Below are 19,578 nucleotides of genomic sequence, written 5' to 3' on the forward strand. Positions count from 1 at the left end.
ACTCAGAAAGTCACTTCGAATAACGTTCTGACGTTGGCATCAATCGCCGTTGATAGCCACTGAGGGTCTTCCCCGCGCCAGTGCGCAATACGCTCAAGAATATGCGGCAGGTGCGCAGGTTCATTGCGCCGGGAAGTCGGCTTCACGGCCAGATCGCGTGGGAGTAAATAGGGCGCGTCTGTTTCTATCAGTAGCCTTTCCACCGGGATAAAAGGCAGTAGCTCCCGTAGTTCCATACCCCGACGCTCATCGCAGACCCATCCGGTAATCCCGATATAAAGCCCTCTGTCCACGCAGTCCTGCATCTCCTGGCGCGAGCCAGTGAAACAGTGCAGCACTGCGCCGGGAAGGCTGTCCAGCCAGGGTTCCAGCAGCGTCAGAAAACGTTCGTGGGCATCCCGACAATGCATGAAAACAGGCATCTGCAATTCGGCGGCAATACGCAATTGCGCCTCAAAAGCCCGTTCCTGTTCCTGTGGAGTGGAGTAATTACGATTGAAATCCAGGCCGCATTCACCAATGGCGACCACTTCGGACTGGTTCGCCAGAGCAATAATTTCCGCCTCTGTTGAGGATTGCCATTGGCTACTGTCATGCGGATGGACGCCTGCAGTGGACCAGCAATGTGGATAATGCTGTGCCAGCTTTAGCGCCTGCTGGCTTTCATGCAGGTTTGTTCCGGTCAGAAGCATGCCGTTTACACCGGCAGCAAAAGCGCGTGCTACAACCTCATCCCTGTCTTTCGCAAATTGTGAACTGGTTAGATTAACGCCAATATCAAACATGCTTCCTCCCATATGACAACCGCCCTGACGGGCGGCTGAATTTACTCTTCGGTTTTCTCGGTGGCGTCGGCTTCTTTTGCTTCTTCAGCCTCGTTGTCCTCATCTCGCGTACGTCGCTTACCGACATAGAAACGAGAGAAGAACACACCCACCTCGAACAGGCAGTACATCGGTATCGCCAACAGCGTTTGCGAGAAGACATCTGGTGGAGTCAGTAACATCCCTACGACAAATGCCCCGACAACTACGTAAGGACGTTTCTTACGTAAATCATCTGGCGTCGTAATACCCATCCAGCATAGCAGCACGATGGCGACAGGAACCTCAAAAGAGACACCAAACGCCATAAACAGCGCCATGACAAAGCTGAGATAACTGGCAATGTCTGTCGAAACCTGCACGCCTTGCGGAGCTGTGTTGGCAAGGAAGCCAAACGCCAGCGGGAAGACGACAAAATAGGCGAATGCCATCCCGATATAGAACAACAGCGAACTTGAGACCAGCAGCGGCACAACAAGGCGGCGTTCATGCTTATACAAAGCAGGCGCAATGAATGCCCATACCTGGTACAGGATCACAGGTGCCGACAGGATCAGCGACACCATAAAGGTTAGCTTTATCGGGGTAAAGAACGGTGAAGCCACATCGGTGGCGATCATCGTTGCACCCTGAGGCATCTGCTTAATCAGCGGTGCCGCAACCATATGGTAAATGTCGTTGGCAAAATAAACCAACGCCAGAAAGATCACCATAACCGCAATAATGCAGTTCAGGAGTCGCTTACGCAGCTCAATAAGATGCGTGATGAGCGGTTGAGTATCTTCTACAGACATGTTTACGGTTTATCACTCGACGAGGGTGAGGATTCGACAGCAGGTGCAGCAGGTTTCTTTTCCGCGTCCATCGACGTAACGGAAGCAGTTTCCTTTAACTCCGGCGCGTCAGCACCCGTGGATTCCGGTTTTTGCTCCGGCGAACTGGCCTGTCCTTCAGCAGTAGCAGGGGTAACCCCCTCGTGCTGCGCGTCACTTCCTTTCACCACCGGGTTATGGATAGTGTGCGCTTCATCGCTCGCTTTCTCAGGATCGTGCACGCTGTAAGAACGCTTCATCGACTCAGCCGCTTCGCGCAGCTCATCCATCGATGCTTTCAGCTCCGGCGTTAAATTTGTCAGGCTCGCTTTCTCTACTTTCTTCAGGCTGTCCTGAAACTCCTGAAGCTTAAGCTCCTGGGTCAGTTCATTCTGCACGGTAGTTGCAAGAGAGCGCAGCGCACGGACCCAGCCCGCGACCGTTTTTACTGCCACTGGCAATCGTTGTGGCCCCAGTACGATGAGGCCGATAACGAACACCAATAACAGTTCGCTAAAACCGATATCAAACACGGATTATACCTGCTCTTTATCTTGGCTTTTGGCGTCTTCTTTCTTCACTTCACCCTGCTTATCGGTGATGGATTTAGCGGTAAAATCAGCGTCCTGGCTGGTTTTATCCTGCTTAGGTTCATCATCACCCATCGCTTTCTTGAAGCCTTTAATAGACGCGCCAAGGTCGGAACCGATGGAGCCGAGTTTCTTGGTGCCAAATAGCAGTACAACGATGACGGCAATGATCAACAACTGCCAAATACTGATACCACCCATACATGTTCCTCTGTCATAGATGATGAATTAATAAGGCCGTAGTATACGTTACACGACCTGCCTTGGGCGATGAAAAAATCAGCGCATTTTGCGCCAGCCGATCAGCCACGCGATAACACCACCCGCGATTAACCAGCCAGGCATAAGCCCCCACTCAGGACGGCTTACCAGCAGGAATGTCCCACTTAACAGCAACGTTGCGCCAATACCCAATAAATAACGGGATTGTCCCTGACGTACGTGATTCGCATGAAGCTCGCGCGCAATCTTATCAACACTGTGCTGTAAATATTTGCCCTGGCGCAAACTGTCATACACCAGTTCAGGTATTTCTGGCATTTTTTCGACCCAGAACGGTGCTTTTTCTTTAAATGCCCTGACAAGCGCCGGAATACCAACCTGATCTTTGATCCAGGATTCAAGGAAAGGCTTGGCCGTTTTCCACAGATCTAACTGAGGATAGAGCTGTCGACCAACACCCTCAACGTACAGCAGCGTCTTCTGTAACAACACCAGTTGAGGCTGGACTTCCATATTAAACCGACGCGCCGTATTGAACAGATTCAACAGCACGTGACCAAAGGAGATCTCTGCCAGCGGCTTTTCGAAGATCGGCTCACACACGGTACGAATGGCAAATTCAAATTCTTCAACATTGGTATCGGGGGGTACCCAACCAGAATCGACATGTAGCTCGGCAACCTTACGGTAATCGCGATTAAAAAACGCAATAAAGTTTTCAGCCAGATAGCGCTTATCTTCTTTATTTAATGAGCCCACGATCCCGCAATCAATACCAATGTATTTCGGGTTTTCAGGGTGCTCATAGCTGACGAAAATGTTACCAGGATGCATATCGGCATGGAAAAAACTGTCGCGAAATACCTGGGTAAAGAAGACCTGAACACCACGCTCGGCCAACAGTTTCATGTTGGTGCCGTTCTTCTCTAGCGTTGCAACATCCGAAACAGGGATACCGTAAATACGCTCCATCACCATCATGTTCTGACTGCAATAGTCGGAATACACTTCCGGGATGTACAGCATCGGGCTGTCTTCAAAATTGCGTCGCAGTTGAATGGCGTTTGCCGACTCACGCAGCAGGTTCAGCTCGTCGATCAATGTTTTTTCATATTCACGGACCACCTCTGTTGGCCGCAGACGACGACCGTCCGGCAACAGGCGAGGAACCCAGCGAGCAAGGCGATAGATCAGTTTTAAATCGGCTTTGATTACCGGCAGAATATCCGGACGAATAACCTTGATCACCACCTCTTTGCCATTCGACTTCAGTCGCGCGGTATGCACCTGAGCAATAGACGCAGATGCCAGTGGTGTGATCTCAAAATCATCAAACCACTCTTCAACAGGTAGCCCACCCATTGCTTCTTCAATTTGTTCTTTTGCTCGTTGTCCATCGAATGGAGCAACCCGATCCTGCAACAGGGCCAACTGATCGGCGATGTGCGGCGGAAACAGATCGCGACGGGTGGAGAGCATTTGACCAAATTTGATCCACACCGGCCCCAATTCCTGCAAAGCCAGTCTCAGCCTTTCACCCAGCGGCTTATCTTTATGTCGGTTTGGCATCCAAAACAATGTGTAACGCCACAAACGGAGCGGCAGCGTAATACGCATTTTGGGGATGAGTTCATCAAGACCGTAGCTTAAAAAAGTGCGAATGATGAAATAAAGGCGCCGTACTTCTCCTGGCGTCATTTGGCCTCCAGTTTTTCCAGCCGTCTGGCCAGAGATTCGACCGCACGCTCAACCGCTGCCGTTTCTTCCGCAAACCATGCAACTTCAAGCGGGCCAGGGGCCATACGCCATTCTTCAGTGATCGCTTCGGCAACATAACGTTGCTGACGTTGAATGCCATGACGCAGGAACTTCGCGCCACCGCGCAGGACTTTGCTAACACCTTCCGCGACGATATCACCGGTATAAGGTGCTAATAGCTCTGCAGGGTCAAATTCCGCCAGGTCAGCCAGAGCCACAAAGTTCTGCACCACCTGAATATCGCCCTGCACTTCCAGTTCGCCGCTACGAATAAGCGTGGTGAGCTGCTGCCGGTCGCGTAATTTGGGTAACACGCTGGCATGTGTGATCACGGTGCAATCTGCTTCGCCTTCCCATGCCCCCAGCACATCGACCTGGCGTTCACTGAACACCAGGACTAACGGCGTAGAAAATCCTTTGAGATCAACACGCAGTACCTTGCTCTGCAAACGCGTTCGGGCTGATTTTAGCGCAGGTGAACGATACAGAAAGGTGTTGAGCAGATTTTCAACGCCAGCGGTCACTAAGGGTTTTAAAGGCATCCCCGATCTCCTGTCAGAACTTGTAACCACGATGCAGCGCAACAACACCTGCCGTCAGGTTGTAGTAATCAACACTTTCAAACCCGGCATCTTGCATCATTGCTTTTAACGTGTCCTGATCGGGATGCATGCGGATAGACTCAGCCAAATAGCGGTAGCTATCTGCATCGCTCGCAACCATCGAACCAATACGCGGCAAAATATGGAAAGAGTACGCATCATACGCTTTGCTCAGCGGTTCGATGATCGGTTTGGAGAATTCCAGCACCAGTAAGCGCCCACCAGGTTTCAACACACGATACATCGAGCGTAGCGCTTTCTCTTTATCCGTAACGTTACGCAGGCCGAAAGAAATGGTGATGCAATCAAAGGTATTGTCAGGGAACGGCAGCGCCTCAGCATTTGCCTGGACATATTCAACGTTACCAATCACGCCAATATTGCGCAGCTTTTCGCGGCCCATTTTGAGCATTGAGTCATTGATATCTGCCAGAATAACCTTACCGGTTTCACCAACCATGCGAGAAAATTTCGCCGTCAGATCGCCCGTACCGCCCGCTAAATCCAGAATGGTTTGTCCACGACGCACGCCACTACAGTCAATGGTGAACCGCTTCCACAAACGATGAATGCCAAATGACATTAAGTCATTCATAACGTCATATTTAGACGCCACAGAATGAAAAACGTGGGCCACCATGTCAGCTTTCTGCTCTTTAGCGACGGTCTGAAAGCCAAAGTGCGTCGTTTCTTGTGAATTATCCACCATCTCAGTGCCTGCTCATCCAAAAAATGTTCGAGAAGTGTAACAGATTGGGCCCATTTGCCCTACCCTTCTGCCGGGTTCAGCTACCCCAAATGGGCTAGCTCGATTGCTGATTTACCGCCGCATTATCGGCGTATGTCTCTTCTTGTTGCGCCCCGGAGACCGAGCGCAAACGGTACTCTTCATCCTGACTTGTGGCATGTTCAGCCAACTCAGGATTAATCTCACGCTTAATTTCCACACCTAAGCCGCGGAAGGCTTCCGCCTGCGATAAGACATTTCCACGCCCCGAAGAGAGCTTCTTCATTGCCTGTCGGTAGTTATCCTGGGCTTTATCCAGGCTTTGGCCGATTGCCGACATATCATCCACAAACAGGCGCATCTTGTCATAAAGTTTACTGGCCCGATCCGCAATTTGTTGCGCATTGCGGCTTTGATGCTCATAGCGCCACAGGTTAGCGATAGTACGTAATGCCACCAACAACGTCGTCGGGCTGACCAGCATAATGTTATTTCTGAGTGCTTCGGTAATCAGTTCGGGCTGCCTGTCCAGCGCCAGCAAAAAAGCGGGTTCAACGGGGATAAACATCAGCACATAGTCCAGCGTACGTAACCCCGGCAACTGCTGGTAGTCTTTGCGGCCCAGCAGACGAATATGATTTCGTACGGAGGCGATATGCTCCTGCAGCGCCCCCTCCCGGGTGTATTCATCTTCTGCATTAAAATAGCGCTCATAAGCCACCAGCGTCATTTTCGCGTCAATCACGACGTCTTTACCTTGCGGTAGCCGGACAATAACGTCTGGTTGCATCCGTGAGCGCGCATCATTCTCGATGCTAACCTGGGTTTCGTATTCATAGCCTTCCCGCAGACCAGAGGCTTCAAGTACCCGCGAAAGTACCACCTCTCCCCAGTTGCCCTGTGTTTTGTTATCACCTTTTAATGCTCGCGTCAGGTTAACGGCTTCCTGCGCCATCTGCGCGTTCAGTTGCTGGAGATTACGAATTTCGTGTGCCAGGGTATGGCGCTCTTGCGCCTCTTTACCAAAGCTATCCTGAACCTGGCGGCGAAAACCGTCCAGCTGTTCGCGTAATGGTGTAAGCAGGCTGTTCAGGCTTTGGCGATTTTGCTCATCGACGCGACGGTTACTGTGTTCGAAAATGCGGTTCGCCAGATTCTCGAACTGTTCGCTCAGGCGCTGTTCGCTGTTGATCATCTGGCGAATTTTATCTTCCGCATGCTGTTGCGTTGCTTCCAGACGGGTGGTGACTTCCCGGAGATCGGCCTCCAGTGAGGTATTGATACTCTGCAGGCTGCGGAGTTCGTTATTCAGCAGTTCGCATTCGTCACGCCAGTGGGCTTCCTGCGAGAGCTGTTGCCGGGCTGCACTGAGGGCAATATCCAGTTCTCGTCGTTCTTCGATGAGGTCTGCGCGGATCTGATCGGCGCGCGCTTTTGTCGCCAGCCAGCCCACCAGCAGCCCTGCGGCTAATGCCAGCACGGCACTCATCATAATTGAAATATCCACAACGCCCCCTTACAGCAACGACTTACCCGCACAAAATAGAATTGTGCTGTATAAACGTCCAGTTTAAAAGGAATTTCCTGCGAGGTACTACGCAAAATAAAAAGGCCGAACACGTCGGCCTTTTAGCAAAGAAGGGTGAATTACAGTAAACGGCGCGCGGCTTCTACCACGATTTTCACCGCGTGGCTTTCCGTTTGCTTCATCGTTTCTGCATTCGGGATCTCTTGCTGAGTACGGTTGACGATAACGCCAGCAACCATACCGGCACGCAGACCCTGGCTTGCGCACATGGTCAGCAGCGTCGCAGATTCCATTTCATAGTTCATGACGCCCATCGACTGCCACTCTTCCATAGAGCCTTTGAAACGGCTCACTACGCGACCAGAGAAGGTGTCATAACGCTCCTGGCCCGGGTAGAAGGTGTCTGAAGACGCGGTAACGCCTACGTGGGTGGTCGCACCGATAGATTTCGCCGCTTCCACCAGCGCGGTGGTGCACTCGAAGTCTGCAACAGCCGGGAATTCCATTGGCGCAAAGTGCAGACTCGCACCGTCCAGACGGACAGAGGCGGTAGTCACCAGTACATCACCCACGTTGATATGCGGCTGAATAGCGCCAGTCGTACCGATACGCAGGAAGGTACGGATGCCCAGTTGCGCCAGTTCTTCTACGGCGATGGAGGTGGACGGGCCGCCGATACCGGTAGAGCAAACGATCACGGCTTTACCATCCAGTTCAGCACGCCAGGTAGTGAACTCGCGATGAGATGCCAGCTTGACCGGCTTATCCATCAGCGCGGCGATCTTTTCCACACGCTCCGGGTCGCCAGGGACGATAGCGAGCTGGGCCCCTTGTAAATCGTTCTTAGTGAGGCCGAGATGAAAAACATCAGACTTAGACATAAAAACTCCTCTGTGAATCGGTTTTGTCAGAAGAAGCAAAAACACACTTTACCGAAGGCATAAACATCTTTTCGTGACAGTCATCACTATGACGGAAATCAATTGCATTGATTTACCGTGAAATAGTGATAGCCATCACATTAATGGCGCAATGTAAGGAAGCCTTGCACAAAAGATAGACCGTTTGAGGCAATGTGGTTCGTTGCATGTGTCTATAGTTAACAATGCGCTATTTTGCACAATATTTAAGGGTACGGAGAATACCATGACAACACGACAATCTGGTTTTGCACCTGCTGTATCCCCACCGTCGTCCACGACGGTTCACACCCCGGATAACGCGATTATCGCCGGAGTGACATCAATTCCATCACAAGGCGATGATATGCCTGCGTATCACGCACGACCGCAACAGACCGATGGTCCGCTGCCCATCGTCATTGTTGTGCAGGAAATTTTTGGTATTCATGAGCACATTCGTGATGTTTGCCGTCGACTGGCGCTGGAAGGTTATCTGGCTATTGCACCCGAACTCTATTTTCGCGAGGGCGATCCCAGTGACTTTGCCGATATCCCGACGCTTCTAAGCGGCCTGGTGGCGAAAGTTCCCGACTCACAGGTTTTGGCGGATCTGGACCATGTTGCCAGTTGGGCCTCCCGCAACGGCGGCGATGTGCATCAATTAATGATGACGGGTTTTTGCTGGGGTGGACGTATTACCTGGCTGTATGCCGCACACAATCCACAGCTAAAAGCGGCGGTGGCGTGGTATGGCAAATTGGTTGGCGATAAAACGCTGAACTCCCCCAAACACCCTGTCGATATTGCCACCGATCTGAACGCTCCCGTTTTGGGACTGTATGGCGGTCAGGATACCAGTATTCCACAGGACAGCGTGGAAACCATGCGTCAGGCATTACGAGCCGCCAATGCTAAAGCGGAAATCGTCGTCTATCCCGATGCTGGCCATGCGTTTAATGCCGATTATCGCCCAAGCTATCACGAAGAGTCCGCGAAAGATGGCTGGCAGAGAATGCTGGAGTGGTTTGCGCAATACGGTGAGAAGAGATAATCGAGTCGGTCGGGTAAGGCAAAACCGCTACCCGACCTATTGCCCGGAGCGGCTTCGCTTACCGGGCCTACGTTTCGTTAAGCCTGACGCAAATTCTGCGCAGCTTTGACCATGTTAGCCAACGCCGCACGCGTTTCCGGCCAGCCGCGCGTTTTCAGGCCACAGTCCGGGTTCACCCACAGACGCTCAGCCGGAATACGCTGTTGCGCTTTCTTCAGCAGGGCTTCAATCCACTCCACACTCGGGACGTTGGGTGAGTGAATATCATAGACGCCCGGCCCGATTTCGTTCGGGTAATCGAACTCTTCAAACGACTCCAGTAACTCCATGTCGGAACGCGAGGTTTCAATGGTGATCACGTCCGCATCCAGCGCAGCAATGGAATCCATGATGTCGTTAAACTCGCAGTAACACATATGGGTGTGGATCTGAGTTTCATCCCTCGCCACCGCTGCGTTGATGCGGAAGGCTTCCACGCCCCATTCCAGATATGCCGCCCAGTCACTGCGGCGCAGCGGCAGGCCTTCACGCAGTGCAGGTTCATCAATCTGGATAATACCGATACCCGCCGCTTCCAGATCTGCCACTTCATCACGCAACGCCAACGCAATCTGTTTCGCGATCGTTTCACGGGTCACATCTTCACGCGGGAACGACCAGCAAAGAATAGTCACCGGTCCGGTCAGCATGCCTTTAACCGGTTTGTCAGTCAGAGACTGCGCGTATTTAGCCCACTCAACGGTAATCGCTTCCGGGCGGCTGACGTCGCCAATCACAACCGGTGGTTTCACACAGCGTGAGCCGTAGCTCTGCACCCAGCCATTCTGGGTAAAGACGAAGCCGTCCAGATGTTCGCCAAAGTATTCGACCATGTCGTTACGTTCAGCTTCACCGTGTACCAGTACGTCGAGGCCCAGACGTTCCTGCTCAACAATCGCCTGTTTGATATGTTCTGCGATCCCTGTACGGTAGTTGCCGGCATCCAGGTTGCCCTTTTTAAAGTCCAGACGCAGACCGCGAATTTCGGTGGTTTGCGGGAATGAGCCGATCGTGGTGGTCGGCCATGCCGGCAGATTAAAGCGGGCACGTTGCGCCTCGGCGCGAACCGGGTAAGCGTTGGCGCGCTGGCTGTCCTGGGCGGTGATCGCCGCCAGACGTTTTTCCACTGCGGCGTTGTGTACACGGGTGGAGTGGCGACGCGCCTGAATCGGTGCACTCCATTCAACCAGCGCCGCGGTATCGCCGCTGTTCAGCGCATCACGCAGTAGCGCCAGCTCACCGCATTTTTGCAGCGCGAAGGCAAACCAACTCTTCACTTCGGCATCCAGGCGGGTTTCAACGCTCAGGTCAATTGGGCTGTGCAGCAAAGAGCATGAAGAAGCCACCCACAGCGATCGTTTCCCGACGATATCTTTAATTTGGGCGTATTTTTCGCTGAGATCGGCGCGCCAGACGTTACGACCATTTACCAGACCCGCTGACAGCAGCCAGTCGGCAGGCAGACGTTTGTGCAGCTCGGCGACATCATCTTTACCGTGCACGAAGTCAACGTGCAGCCCCTGCACCGGCAGCGCGGTAATGGTCGCCAGGTTCGGCGTTACGCCTTCGAAGTAGGTGGTCAGCAGTAGCTTCACCTGGCCGGTCAGCGCATCGTATGCCGGTTTGAAGGCATTCAGCCACGCCTGAGGCAGTTCCAGCACCAGCGCTGGCTCATCAATTTGCACCCACTCAATACCGCGTTTCGCCAACTCAGCCAGTACCTGCTGGTATACCGGTAGAATGTCGTTCAACAGGCTCAGGCGGTCAAACTGTTCGCCCTTCACTTTCCCCAGCCAGAGGTAAGTTACCGGGCCAAGCAGTACGGGTTTTACCTTGTGGCCGAGTGCCAGCGCTTCGTCCACTTCATCCAGCAGTTGCGTCCAGGTCAGTTTGAACTGCTGACCTTTGGTGAACTCCGGCACCATGTAGTGGTAGTTGGTATTAAACCATTTGGTCATTTCTGCCGCCGCCGCTGGTTCACCCGTCGGTGCGCGGCCACGGCCAATACGGAATAAGGTGTCAATATCAACGGAGCCATCTTTATTTTGATGACGAGCCGGAACGTTACCCAGAAGCAGGCTGGTGGTCAACACGTGATCGTACCAGGCAAAATCGCCCACCGGCAGCAGGTCAACGCCCGCCTGCTTCTGCTGATCCCAGTGGCGGGCACGCAGCTCGCGGCCAACGGTCAGCAAATCTTCACGGGAAGAATTTCCCGCCCAGTAGCTTTCTTGCGCTTTTTTCAACTCGCGACGCAGGCCAACGCGAGGGAAACCGAGGGTGTGATTCAATATTGTCATTTTTCTTCCTCTAATTATATGTAAATCCTATGGATTTTGAATTTAGGGAAGGCGGCAAGTTTATTCATCCCCGGGAGCTTACTGAAGTAAGTGACCGGGGTGGAGAAACGCAGCCAACGCACCATAAATTTAAAAGACGAAGGATTTTAGCCGTCCAGATGTTTACACATCCATAATTGGCGGTTACTGTATATTCCTCAAGCGCAATTTGTTCATGCCGAAGTGAAGGACTTTCATGATCGAGATTAAACACCTGAAAACGCTCCAGGCGTTGCGGAACAGTGGTTCTCTGGCAGCCGCAGCGGCGACGTTGCATCAGACCCAATCCGCCCTTTCTCACCAGTTCAGCGATCTGGAGCAGCGCCTTGGCTTTCGGCTTTTTATCCGTAAAAGCCAGCCTCTGCGCTTTACGCCGCAGGGAGAAATCCTGCTGCAGTTAGCCAATCAGGTGTTGCCGCAAATTGGTCGTGCGCTGCAGGCCTGCAACGAACCGCAGCAAACCCGGCTGCGTATCGCGATTGAATGCCACAGCTGTATCCAGTGGCTGACGCCCGCGTTGGAGAATTTTCGTGCCAACTGGCCGCAGGTGGAGATGGACTTTAAATCCGGCGTGACGTTCGATCCGCAACCAGCGTTACAGCAGGATGAGCTGGATCTGGTGATGACATCCGATATTCTGCCGCGCAGCGGATTGCACTATTCACCGATGTTCGATTTTGAAGTACGCCTGATCCTGGCCCCCGACCATCCGCTGGCCAGCAAAACGCAAATCACACCGGAAGATTTGGCCAGCGAGACGCTGCTGATTTACCCGGTGCAACGGAGTCGACTGGATGTCTGGCGGCATTTCCTGCAGCCTGCGGGCGTTAGCCCATCGCTGAAGAGTGTGGATAACACACTGCTGCTGATTCAGATGGTTGCCGCAAAAATGGGTATCGCGGCTTTGCCGCACTGGGTAGTAGAGAGTTTTGAACGCCAGGGTCTGGTTGTAACCAAAACCCTGGGCGATGGGCTGTGGAGCCGACTGTACGCCGCCGTGCGCGACGGAGAACAGCGCCAGCCGGTAACAGAAGCGTTTATTCGTTCAGCGCGGAATCACGCCTGTGACCACCTGCCGTTTGTGCGGAGTGCGGAACGACCCACTTACGATGTACCCACAGTGAAGCCACTATCACAGCCGCGCCAATGATAAAGCTTGGCCAGTGCGGTTGTTGGTGCCAGATAGCCAGATTGACCAGCAGCCCCGCCGGCACATGCATATTGTTCATAATGCCCAACGTACCGGCATCCACCTGGGTCGCGCCGTAGTTCCACATAAAGTAACCAATGCCGGACGCCGCCACGCCAAGAAACACCAGAATTCCCCACTGTAGCGTAGTTGCAGGCATTTTCTGCGCATTGCCCAGCATGAACCAGGCCACGACCGCCACCATAAAGGCGCCCATGTAAAACCAGGCAAAGGCGTTGTGCTGTGGCATCGGGCGCGTTTCCATCAGGCGTTTGTAACCCACCATACCAATGGCAAAGCTAATGTTAGAAAGCTGTACCAGCAGCAGGCCGGTCCAGAAGTGGCTGGTCACCTGATCGTAACGGATAATCCCTGCGCCAATTACCGCCAGCAACGCGCTGAACGCATAGCTCCAACGTAAACGGCGCCCGCTCATCAGGTCATAAATTAGCGTAATGTACAACGGTGTCAGCACGGTAAAGAGCAGCAACTCTGAAACCGTCAGATACAGATAGGCGTGAAAACTCAGCATATACATGATGCCAAGCTGCATGGCGCCCACCAGCATATACAGCGCGATTGTTTTTACGCTGTGCCCACGGGTACGCAAAAACGGTAAAAACACCAGAGCCGCCAGCCCAACGCGCACCAGCACCGCAAAATAGCTATCGACATGACCGGCAAGGTACTCGCCAAACAGGCTAAAGGAAAAGGCCCACAAAATTGTGGTAATGATGAGTAACGCCACAATGGATGTCTCTTAACAAAAGGTACACCCATTGTAGCGAAGAATACGGTTGACAACTGGTTAACTAACGAACAACAACGTTACTGCAGATAAAGCTCACGCAGATAATGCGGCACGGCATCGTCGGCATTGAGGCCAATGACGTCCAGTTCCGGATGCAGATCCTTCAGGCGTTGATGCGCGTTGCCCATGATACAGCCTTTGCCTGCCATGGAGAGCATTTCCGCATCGTTCATACCGTCGCCGAAGGCAATACAGTCCTTCAGGCTATAGCCCATCGCTTTCGCCACCGCTTCCAGCGCATGGCCTTTCGACACGCCACCCGCCATCACTTCCAGGCACGTCAGTGTGGAGAAACTGACGTTCACGCGATCGCCCCAGCGGGCGTTAATTGCCTGTTCCAGCGGCAGCAATCTTTCGTGAGAATCGGTGGTGAAAAACACTTTGCTGACGCCTTCCGGCTCCAGCAGCGCAGGTTCAAACAGTGAATAATTGAATACCGCCTCTTTAAAGAAACGCATTTCTTCCGGGCGGTGGCGGTTCATGAACCACTCATCGTCGCGGTAAACGTTCGTCACGATATCCGGGTTGGCGTTCACAACACCAAACAGATCGCTGGCAATGTCGCGATCCAGGTTGTGGGAAAACACCAGATTTCCGTCAGGATCGTGCACGCGGGCACCGTTGGACGTGATCATGTAGGTTTTAATGCCGAGGTTATCGCGAATTTGCCCCACATCAACATGATGACGACCGGTGGCAAACACGAAGTGAACACCGCGAGCCGTCAGAAGTTTCAGCGTCTCTTTGGCATAAGGGGACAAAGTATGGTCGGGAGAAAGCAGCGTACCGTCTAAATCAGACGCAACAACCTGATACATAAGAAAATTAAACCTCTAGGAAAAGCGAGTTCCGCTGGATGAGTTATGCCTGTTGAAAAAATCAACAATGGCGTTAAGCGCGACTGAGCGCATTGCGTCCTTTTCGAAAAGGATCTCATGGTACGCGCCTTTTATGACAAGCGGCTGACCTCCTTCTACCGGATGGCCTGCTGCAGCGCGGAGTTCACAAAAACGATCGTGCATGCGGTTATCCACCACACGCTCTTCTTCGGCCTGAATAAGCAGCGCTGGCGTTGCGTCATCACCCGCTCCGGCCAGAACCTGTTCGCCCGCCTGAATACCTTCACGCACCCAGTGATAGGTAGGGCCACCCACACGTAACCGTGGATCATCTGCGTAGAAGCGTAGGTTACGCCGATAGCGCTGTCGACTATGGGTGAGCGCATTCATACCGAATGGCAGCGCCCGCCAGCGACCGGTCCCCATCGCATAGCCTTCACGGATGCGCGGATGCCCTTCGGCCCAGTCAAGAATGTGGCGCACCATCCAGTCGGGAAAACGCATCACAATACCAAACATGGGCGCACAAAGCGCAATGGCATCACATTGATTGGGATGGCGCTGCAGGAACAGCGTGGCAATCGCGCCCCCCATGGAATGCGCCAGTATATAGCGTTTTCGCCATGGGCCCGGCTGCACTTCCTGCTGCCAGAAGGCGGCTAAATCATCGACATAGTCATTAAAGTTATCGACATGACCACGATGTGGGTCCGATAACATCCGCCCGGAGCGCCCCTGACCACGGTGATCGATAATGAGTACGTCAAAACCAGAATGAAACAGGTCATACGCCAGCTCAGCGTATTTCACATAGCTTTCAATGCGCCCAGGACAGACAACGATGACGCGATCGTTTTTTTCGGCACGAAAGCGAACAAAATGTACGGGAACATCATCTACACCCGTAAACTCCGCTTCCTCCCGCTGGTGCCAGAAATCTGTCAGTGGCCCCATGGAAAAAGCGGCAAACGCGTTTTCTCTTGTTTCCCAGTCTTTTTGCTGCTGAAACATCGGGTATCCAGCCTCGCTGACCAAGTAAAATCGTTTTTTTCGCCGAGCCTGATACAACGCAACGGCAGTAGCGTATTGTGGCATAAAAATAGACAATCCGGGAGTTTCTCATGACCTTTGAATGGTGGTTCGCCTACCTGCTGACCTCTATTATTTTGAGCTTGTCTCCGGGCTCTGGCGCAATCAACACCATGACAACCGCCATCAGTCACGGCTATCGCGGCGCCAGCGCGTCGATTGCCGGTTTGCAGACCGGGCTTGGCATTCATATCGTACTGGTTGGCGTTGGGCTGGGGACACTGTTCTCACGCTCAGTCATCGCGTTTGAAGTGCTGAAGTGGGCGGGAGCGGCCTATTTGATTTGGTTGGGCATTCAGCAATGGCGGGCAGCGGGCGCTATCGATCTGAACACCATGGCGAACACGCAAACACGCAGCCGCCTGTTCAAACGTGCGGTCTTTGTTAATCTGACCAACCCCAAAAGCATTGTTTTTCTTGCCGCGCTGTTCCCACAGTTTATCCTGCCACAGGAGCCTCAGCTCATGCAGTATGTGGTGTTGGGCGTGACGACCATCGTGGTCGATATCATTGTGATGATCGGTTACGCGACGCTGGCCACCCGTATTGCCGGCTGGATTAAGGGGCCAAAGCAAATGAAGGCGCTGAACAAGGTGTTTGGTTCACTGTTTATGCTGATAGGCGCCCTGCTGGCATCAGCACGGCATGCCTGAGATCAGTGCCGGATGACGCTACCGCTTATCCGGCCTGCAGGTAAATTAACGCGAAATAATCAGGTGAATGCCGAAACCTGCGAATAGCGCACCGGCAAATCCATCGATCCACTTTGCCAGACGCTGATAACCGCGGCGCATTTTCGGTAGCGCAAACAGGCTGGCGACTACGGTAAACCATGCCAGCGTTTCCACGATAATGAGGGCAAAGATCCCCCAACGTGCGCCCGTTCCTACGTTATCGCCAACGAACAATGAGAACACGGAGCCAAAGTAGATAATGGCTTTAGGGTTCGCCAGGTTGGTGAGCAGACCTTTTAAAAAGCTGCGTCCGCTCTGCGCCAGCTCAACCTGCGGAGTGGGAGCAGCAACGTCCTGTTTTTTAAACGCGCCGCGCAGCATCTGGTAGCCCATCCAGCACAGATACAGCCCCCCGCCGACCATAATAATGGTATGCAGCCAGGCCATTTTTTCGATGATCAGGTGTAAACCGAGCAGTGCCACGCCAGCCCATACCATGACGCCACAGGTAATACCCAGCACACCCATCATCGCTTCTTTACGCGAACGGCTCACCGCCGTTTGAGAGACAAAGAAAAAATCGGGACCGGGACTCATCAGTGCAACGATATGCACCAACGCAACGGTGAAAAATAGCGTTAACATAAAAATGACTCGCGGGGGAATAGTTCAGTGAGTCACCATCCTGGCACTTTTTTGCCCGGCTGACTACTCTTCGTCGTCGCCATCAACGTGTGCACGAATAAGCGCCATAAACTCTTTGCCGAAACGCTCAAGTTTACGCATGCCCACGCCGTTGACGCTTAACATTTCGCTCGGAGAAACCGGCATCTGCTCGGCCATTTCTATCAGCGTCGCATCATTGAAAACCACGTACGGCGGGATATTTTCTTCATCGGCAATCGCTTTACGCAGCTTACGCAATTTGGCGAAGAGCTTGCGGTCATAGTTGCCGCCGAAGGATTTCTGCATCACGCGCGGTTTCAGCGCCACGATACGCGGCACCGCAAGCTGTAACGCAACATCACCGCGCAACACCGGACGCGCGGCTTCGGTTAACTGTAACGCGGAGTGATGAGCAATATTCTGCGTCACCAGCCCAAGATGAATAAGCTGGCGAATGACGCTCACCCAATGTTCATGGCTCTGTTCACGACCAATGCCATAGACCGGCAGCTTGTCATGGGCCAGTTCGCGAATACGCTGGTTATTGGCTCCGCGCAAAACTTCCACGACATACCCCATACCAAAGCGTTGGTTGACACGGTAGATAGTCGACAGCGCTTTGCGCGCATCCATTAAGCCATCGTACTGTTTTGGCGGATCGAGGCAAATATCGCAGTTGCCGCACGGCTCCTGCCGCCCTTCGCCAAAATAATTCAGCAATACCAGACGACGACAGGTTTGCGCCTCGGCAAACGCTCCCATCGCATTGAGTTTATGCCGTTCAATATCCAGTAACTGTCCGGCGGGTTTCTCTTCCAGGCAACGGCGCAGCCATGCCATATCAGCCGGATCGTAAAACAGCATCGCTTCCGCCGGCAGGCCGTCACGTCCGGCACGGCCGGTTTCCTGGTAATAGGATTCGATGTTACGCGGGATATCAAAATGCACCACAAAGCGTACGTTAGGTTTGTTGATTCCCATCCCGAACGCCACGGTCGCCACCACGATTTGCAGGTCATCGCGCTGGAATTTCTCCTGCACTTCAGCGCGTACGGCGTTTTCCAGCCCGGCATGATAGGCCCCCGCGCTGATGCCGCGGCTTTGCAAACGCGCGGCGGTGTCTTCGACCTTCGCACGGCTGTTGCAATAGATAATGCCGGACTTACCGCGCTGCTCTTGCACGTAGCGCATCAGCTGATCGAGCGGCTTAAACTTCTCCATCAGCATGTAGCGAATATTCGGCCGGTCAAAGCTGCTGATCTGAATGAGCGGGTCGTTGAGCCCCAGCAGACGCACAATATCCAGGCGGGTGGTGTCATCCGCGGTCGCGGTCAGCGCTACGAATGGCAGCGTCGGAAAACGCTGGCGCAATTGGCCCAACGCGGCGTATTCCGGGCGGAAATCGTGCCCCCATTGCGAGATGCAGTGCGCTTCATCAACGGCCAGCAATACCGGATTCCAGTGCGCCAGATGTTCGAGGAAGTTATCCAGCATCAAACGTTCAGGCGCAATGTACAGCAAGCGAATTTGCCCGCTGCGACAACCAGCCATGACCTCAAGCTGCTGTTCACGACTTTGGGTAGAGTTCAGACACGCCGCCGCCACGCCGTTTGCTAATAATTGGTCGACCTGATCTTTCATCAGGGAAATAAGCGGCGAAACAACAACGGTGAGCCCGTTCAGCAATAATGCGGGGATTTGATAGCACAGGGATTTCCCACCACCGGTCGGCATGACGACCAGGCAGTCGCGACCAGAAAGCACAGTATCGATGATTTCTTCCTGACCTGGGCGAAACTGTTGGTAGCCAAAGGTTTCCTGCAAAACCTGTTTAGCGCCCATTTCCAGATTCAACACTTCCGCCTGCGCCACATTAACCCCATTAGCCTGAAAGAAAAACAGGCGCTATTTTCAGCGCCTGAGAGAGAAACTGCAATGATTAAAATGCTATCAAACCTATCAGAAGATATCGTTGAGCATCACACCCACACCCACACGCGTCTGATTGAAATTGTAGTCGATCAGCGATTCGCCGTAGCCGCTATAGACCTGGGTGTAGAAGCGAACATGCTTCGTGATCGGGTAGCTCGCGCCGATTTCAGCACCACCGTAACCGGTATTCCAGTTGTACTGGCCTTTCACGCTGATGACGGCATCACCGAGGTGATAGCCCATTTTCAGCTGGTAGTAGCCCATGTATTTGGTGATGTCGGGGTTATCGTCGGTGCTACCGATGACGTACCACGGTTTAACCTCCACCAGCCAGTTGCCATTTTCAGCCATCAGACGAGTGTACAGACGGTTCCAACTGCGCGAGGTGGGATCGGATCGCCCATTCGAATCATGGTTATAGCCCATTTCGACATCACGCAGCGTCCAGCCAGCAAAGCGATAGTCGGTGGCGAATCCAAGGAACAGCTGCGGCTCGTAGTTAGTTTCACGAAACGGTGAAGACTCTTCACTATTAGAAAGCTGCCACCAGGATTTCTGAGTATATGAACCACCGAGCACTGAATTCGGGCCCAAAATCCCGCGCCAAAGCGGAAATGCCAGGCTTAGCTGAAACTTAACCTCATCTTTGCGCGCATTATCCGACCAGTTATAGCTGCTGATCGCCTCTTTGTTCATATCGCTGGTATTGGTGTAGATGAGATAGTTGGTGTCATAGGGGTACAGCGTGAAAGGATTATCGTGTTCTTGCAGCATATTGGCGATGATACTGCCTCTCACTGCTGGTGCATCATGAATCTCTTTCACTGTCGCTTCCTGCGCATACGCGGTCAACGGCAGCATGACTGCTGGTAGTAACCAACCCAGAATCGCCCGCATCGGTAGTGTTCTCCTGAACCAAAATATTGATGAATTGTATAATTATCTGCCAAGTATTCTACATACTTAGCTAGTTCCTCGTTAGTT

At 53.0% G+C, this 19,578-nt stretch carries 19 protein-coding genes; 3 read left to right on the forward strand and 16 right to left on the reverse strand.

All coding sequences use genetic code 11. From position 1 onward, the window contains the following. Positions 1-2: 2 nt before the first annotated feature. The 9 genes from tatD to udp all read right to left on the reverse strand — a co-directional run bounded on the left by tatD (position 3) and on the right by udp (position 7,944). Positions 3-785: a 3'-5' ssDNA/RNA exonuclease TatD gene (gene tatD, locus FDX19_RS13715; RefSeq protein WP_137383147.1), complete on the reverse strand. Its 783-nt coding sequence runs from the start codon at positions 783-785 to the stop codon at positions 3-5. Positions 786-826: 41 nt separating this feature from the next. Next, positions 827-1,618 carry a Sec-independent protein translocase subunit TatC gene (tatC, locus tag FDX19_RS13720; protein WP_137383148.1) on the reverse strand — a complete coding sequence of 264 codons (792 nt, stop codon included), beginning with the start codon at positions 1,616-1,618 and terminating at the stop codon, positions 827-829. 2 nt (positions 1,619-1,620) lie between these two features. Then, positions 1,621-2,169: a Sec-independent protein translocase protein TatB gene (gene tatB, locus FDX19_RS13725; RefSeq protein ID WP_137383149.1), complete on the reverse strand. Its 549-nt coding sequence runs from the start codon at positions 2,167-2,169 to the stop codon at positions 1,621-1,623. A gap of 3 nt (positions 2,170-2,172) precedes the next feature. Next, positions 2,173-2,427, reverse strand: a complete 255-nt coding sequence (gene tatA, locus FDX19_RS13730; protein WP_003017888.1) for a Sec-independent protein translocase subunit TatA — start codon at positions 2,425-2,427, stop codon at positions 2,173-2,175. Between the two features lie 78 nt (positions 2,428-2,505). Beyond that, the gene (gene ubiB, locus FDX19_RS13735) at positions 2,506-4,146 is read right to left on the reverse strand and encodes a ubiquinone biosynthesis regulatory protein kinase UbiB (protein WP_137383150.1); all 1,641 of its coding nucleotides are present in this window, start codon (positions 4,144-4,146) and stop codon (positions 2,506-2,508) included. Further along, on the reverse strand, positions 4,143-4,748 hold the full coding sequence (gene ubiJ / locus FDX19_RS13740; protein WP_137383151.1) for a ubiquinone biosynthesis protein UbiJ: 606 nt from the start codon (positions 4,746-4,748) through the stop codon (positions 4,143-4,145). The genes ubiB and ubiJ overlap by 4 nt, the downstream gene beginning before the upstream one ends. Positions 4,749-4,761: 13 nt before the next feature. After that, positions 4,762-5,517: a bifunctional demethylmenaquinone methyltransferase/2-methoxy-6-polyprenyl-1,4-benzoquinol methylase UbiE gene (ubiE, locus tag FDX19_RS13745; protein ID WP_137383152.1), complete on the reverse strand. Its 756-nt coding sequence runs from the start codon at positions 5,515-5,517 to the stop codon at positions 4,762-4,764. A 94-nt stretch (positions 5,518-5,611) separates the two neighbouring features. Beyond that, on the reverse strand, positions 5,612-7,042 hold the full coding sequence (gene rmuC / locus FDX19_RS13750; protein WP_137383153.1) for a DNA recombination protein RmuC: 1,431 nt from the start codon (positions 7,040-7,042) through the stop codon (positions 5,612-5,614). 140 nt (positions 7,043-7,182) lie between these two features. After that, positions 7,183-7,944, reverse strand: a complete 762-nt coding sequence (gene udp, locus FDX19_RS13755) for a uridine phosphorylase (RefSeq protein WP_006686084.1) — start codon at positions 7,942-7,944, stop codon at positions 7,183-7,185. A 265-nt stretch (positions 7,945-8,209) separates the two neighbouring features. Here udp and FDX19_RS13760 point away from each other — a divergent pair, with 265 nt between their 5' ends. Further along, positions 8,210-9,016, forward strand: a complete 807-nt coding sequence (locus tag FDX19_RS13760; RefSeq protein ID WP_137383154.1) for a dienelactone hydrolase family protein — start codon at positions 8,210-8,212, stop codon at positions 9,014-9,016. Positions 9,017-9,093: 77 nt separating this feature from the next. Here FDX19_RS13760 and metE read toward each other — a convergent pair whose 3' ends face one another. Beyond that, the gene (metE, locus tag FDX19_RS13765; protein ID WP_137383155.1) at positions 9,094-11,355 is read right to left on the reverse strand and encodes a 5-methyltetrahydropteroyltriglutamate--homocysteine S-methyltransferase; all 2,262 of its coding nucleotides are present in this window, start codon (positions 11,353-11,355) and stop codon (positions 9,094-9,096) included. A 235-nt stretch (positions 11,356-11,590) separates the two neighbouring features. Here metE and metR point away from each other — a divergent pair, with 235 nt between their 5' ends. After that, entirely contained in the window at positions 11,591-12,544 is a 954-nt protein-coding gene (gene metR, locus FDX19_RS13770; protein ID WP_137383156.1) for an HTH-type transcriptional regulator MetR, read from the forward strand. On the opposite strand, the gene FDX19_RS13775 is transcribed toward metR, so the two are convergent. From FDX19_RS13775 to pldB, 3 genes are all read right to left on the reverse strand, one after another. Next, complete coding sequence (locus FDX19_RS13775; RefSeq protein WP_137383157.1) at positions 12,432-13,331, reverse strand: carboxylate/amino acid/amine transporter; 900 nt, start codon at positions 13,329-13,331, stop codon at positions 12,432-12,434. The genes metR and FDX19_RS13775 overlap by 113 nt on opposite strands. Positions 13,332-13,411: 80 nt before the next feature. Continuing rightward, positions 13,412-14,212: a sugar/pyridoxal phosphate phosphatase YigL gene (gene yigL / locus FDX19_RS13780; protein ID WP_137383158.1), complete on the reverse strand. Its 801-nt coding sequence runs from the start codon at positions 14,210-14,212 to the stop codon at positions 13,412-13,414. Between the two features lie 15 nt (positions 14,213-14,227). Further along, a complete protein-coding gene (gene pldB, locus FDX19_RS13785) occupies positions 14,228-15,244 on the reverse strand; it encodes a lysophospholipase L2 (RefSeq protein WP_137383159.1) in 1,017 nt (338 codons plus the stop codon). A 110-nt stretch (positions 15,245-15,354) separates the two neighbouring features. Between pldB and rhtB the strand changes: the two genes are divergently transcribed. Next, complete coding sequence (gene rhtB, locus FDX19_RS13790; RefSeq protein WP_137383160.1) at positions 15,355-15,975, forward strand: homoserine/homoserine lactone efflux protein; 621 nt, start codon at positions 15,355-15,357, stop codon at positions 15,973-15,975. A 45-nt stretch (positions 15,976-16,020) separates the two neighbouring features. Here rhtB and rhtC read toward each other — a convergent pair whose 3' ends face one another. The 3 genes from rhtC to pldA form a co-directional block, all read right to left on the reverse strand. After that, positions 16,021-16,641 (reverse strand): threonine export protein RhtC, encoded by a 621-nt coding sequence (gene rhtC / locus FDX19_RS13795; RefSeq protein WP_003828942.1) that lies wholly within the window; start codon positions 16,639-16,641, stop codon positions 16,021-16,023. A gap of 63 nt (positions 16,642-16,704) precedes the next feature. Then, complete coding sequence (gene recQ / locus FDX19_RS13800) at positions 16,705-18,534, reverse strand: ATP-dependent DNA helicase RecQ (RefSeq protein ID WP_137383161.1); 1,830 nt, start codon at positions 18,532-18,534, stop codon at positions 16,705-16,707. Between the two features lie 87 nt (positions 18,535-18,621). Then, on the reverse strand, positions 18,622-19,491 hold the full coding sequence (gene pldA / locus FDX19_RS13805; RefSeq protein WP_137383162.1) for a phospholipase A: 870 nt from the start codon (positions 19,489-19,491) through the stop codon (positions 18,622-18,624). Between the last annotated feature and the right edge of the window lie 87 nt (positions 19,492-19,578).

The organism is Citrobacter sp. wls619 (assembly GCF_005281345.1).
Lineage (GTDB): Bacteria > Pseudomonadota > Gammaproteobacteria > Enterobacterales > Enterobacteriaceae > Citrobacter.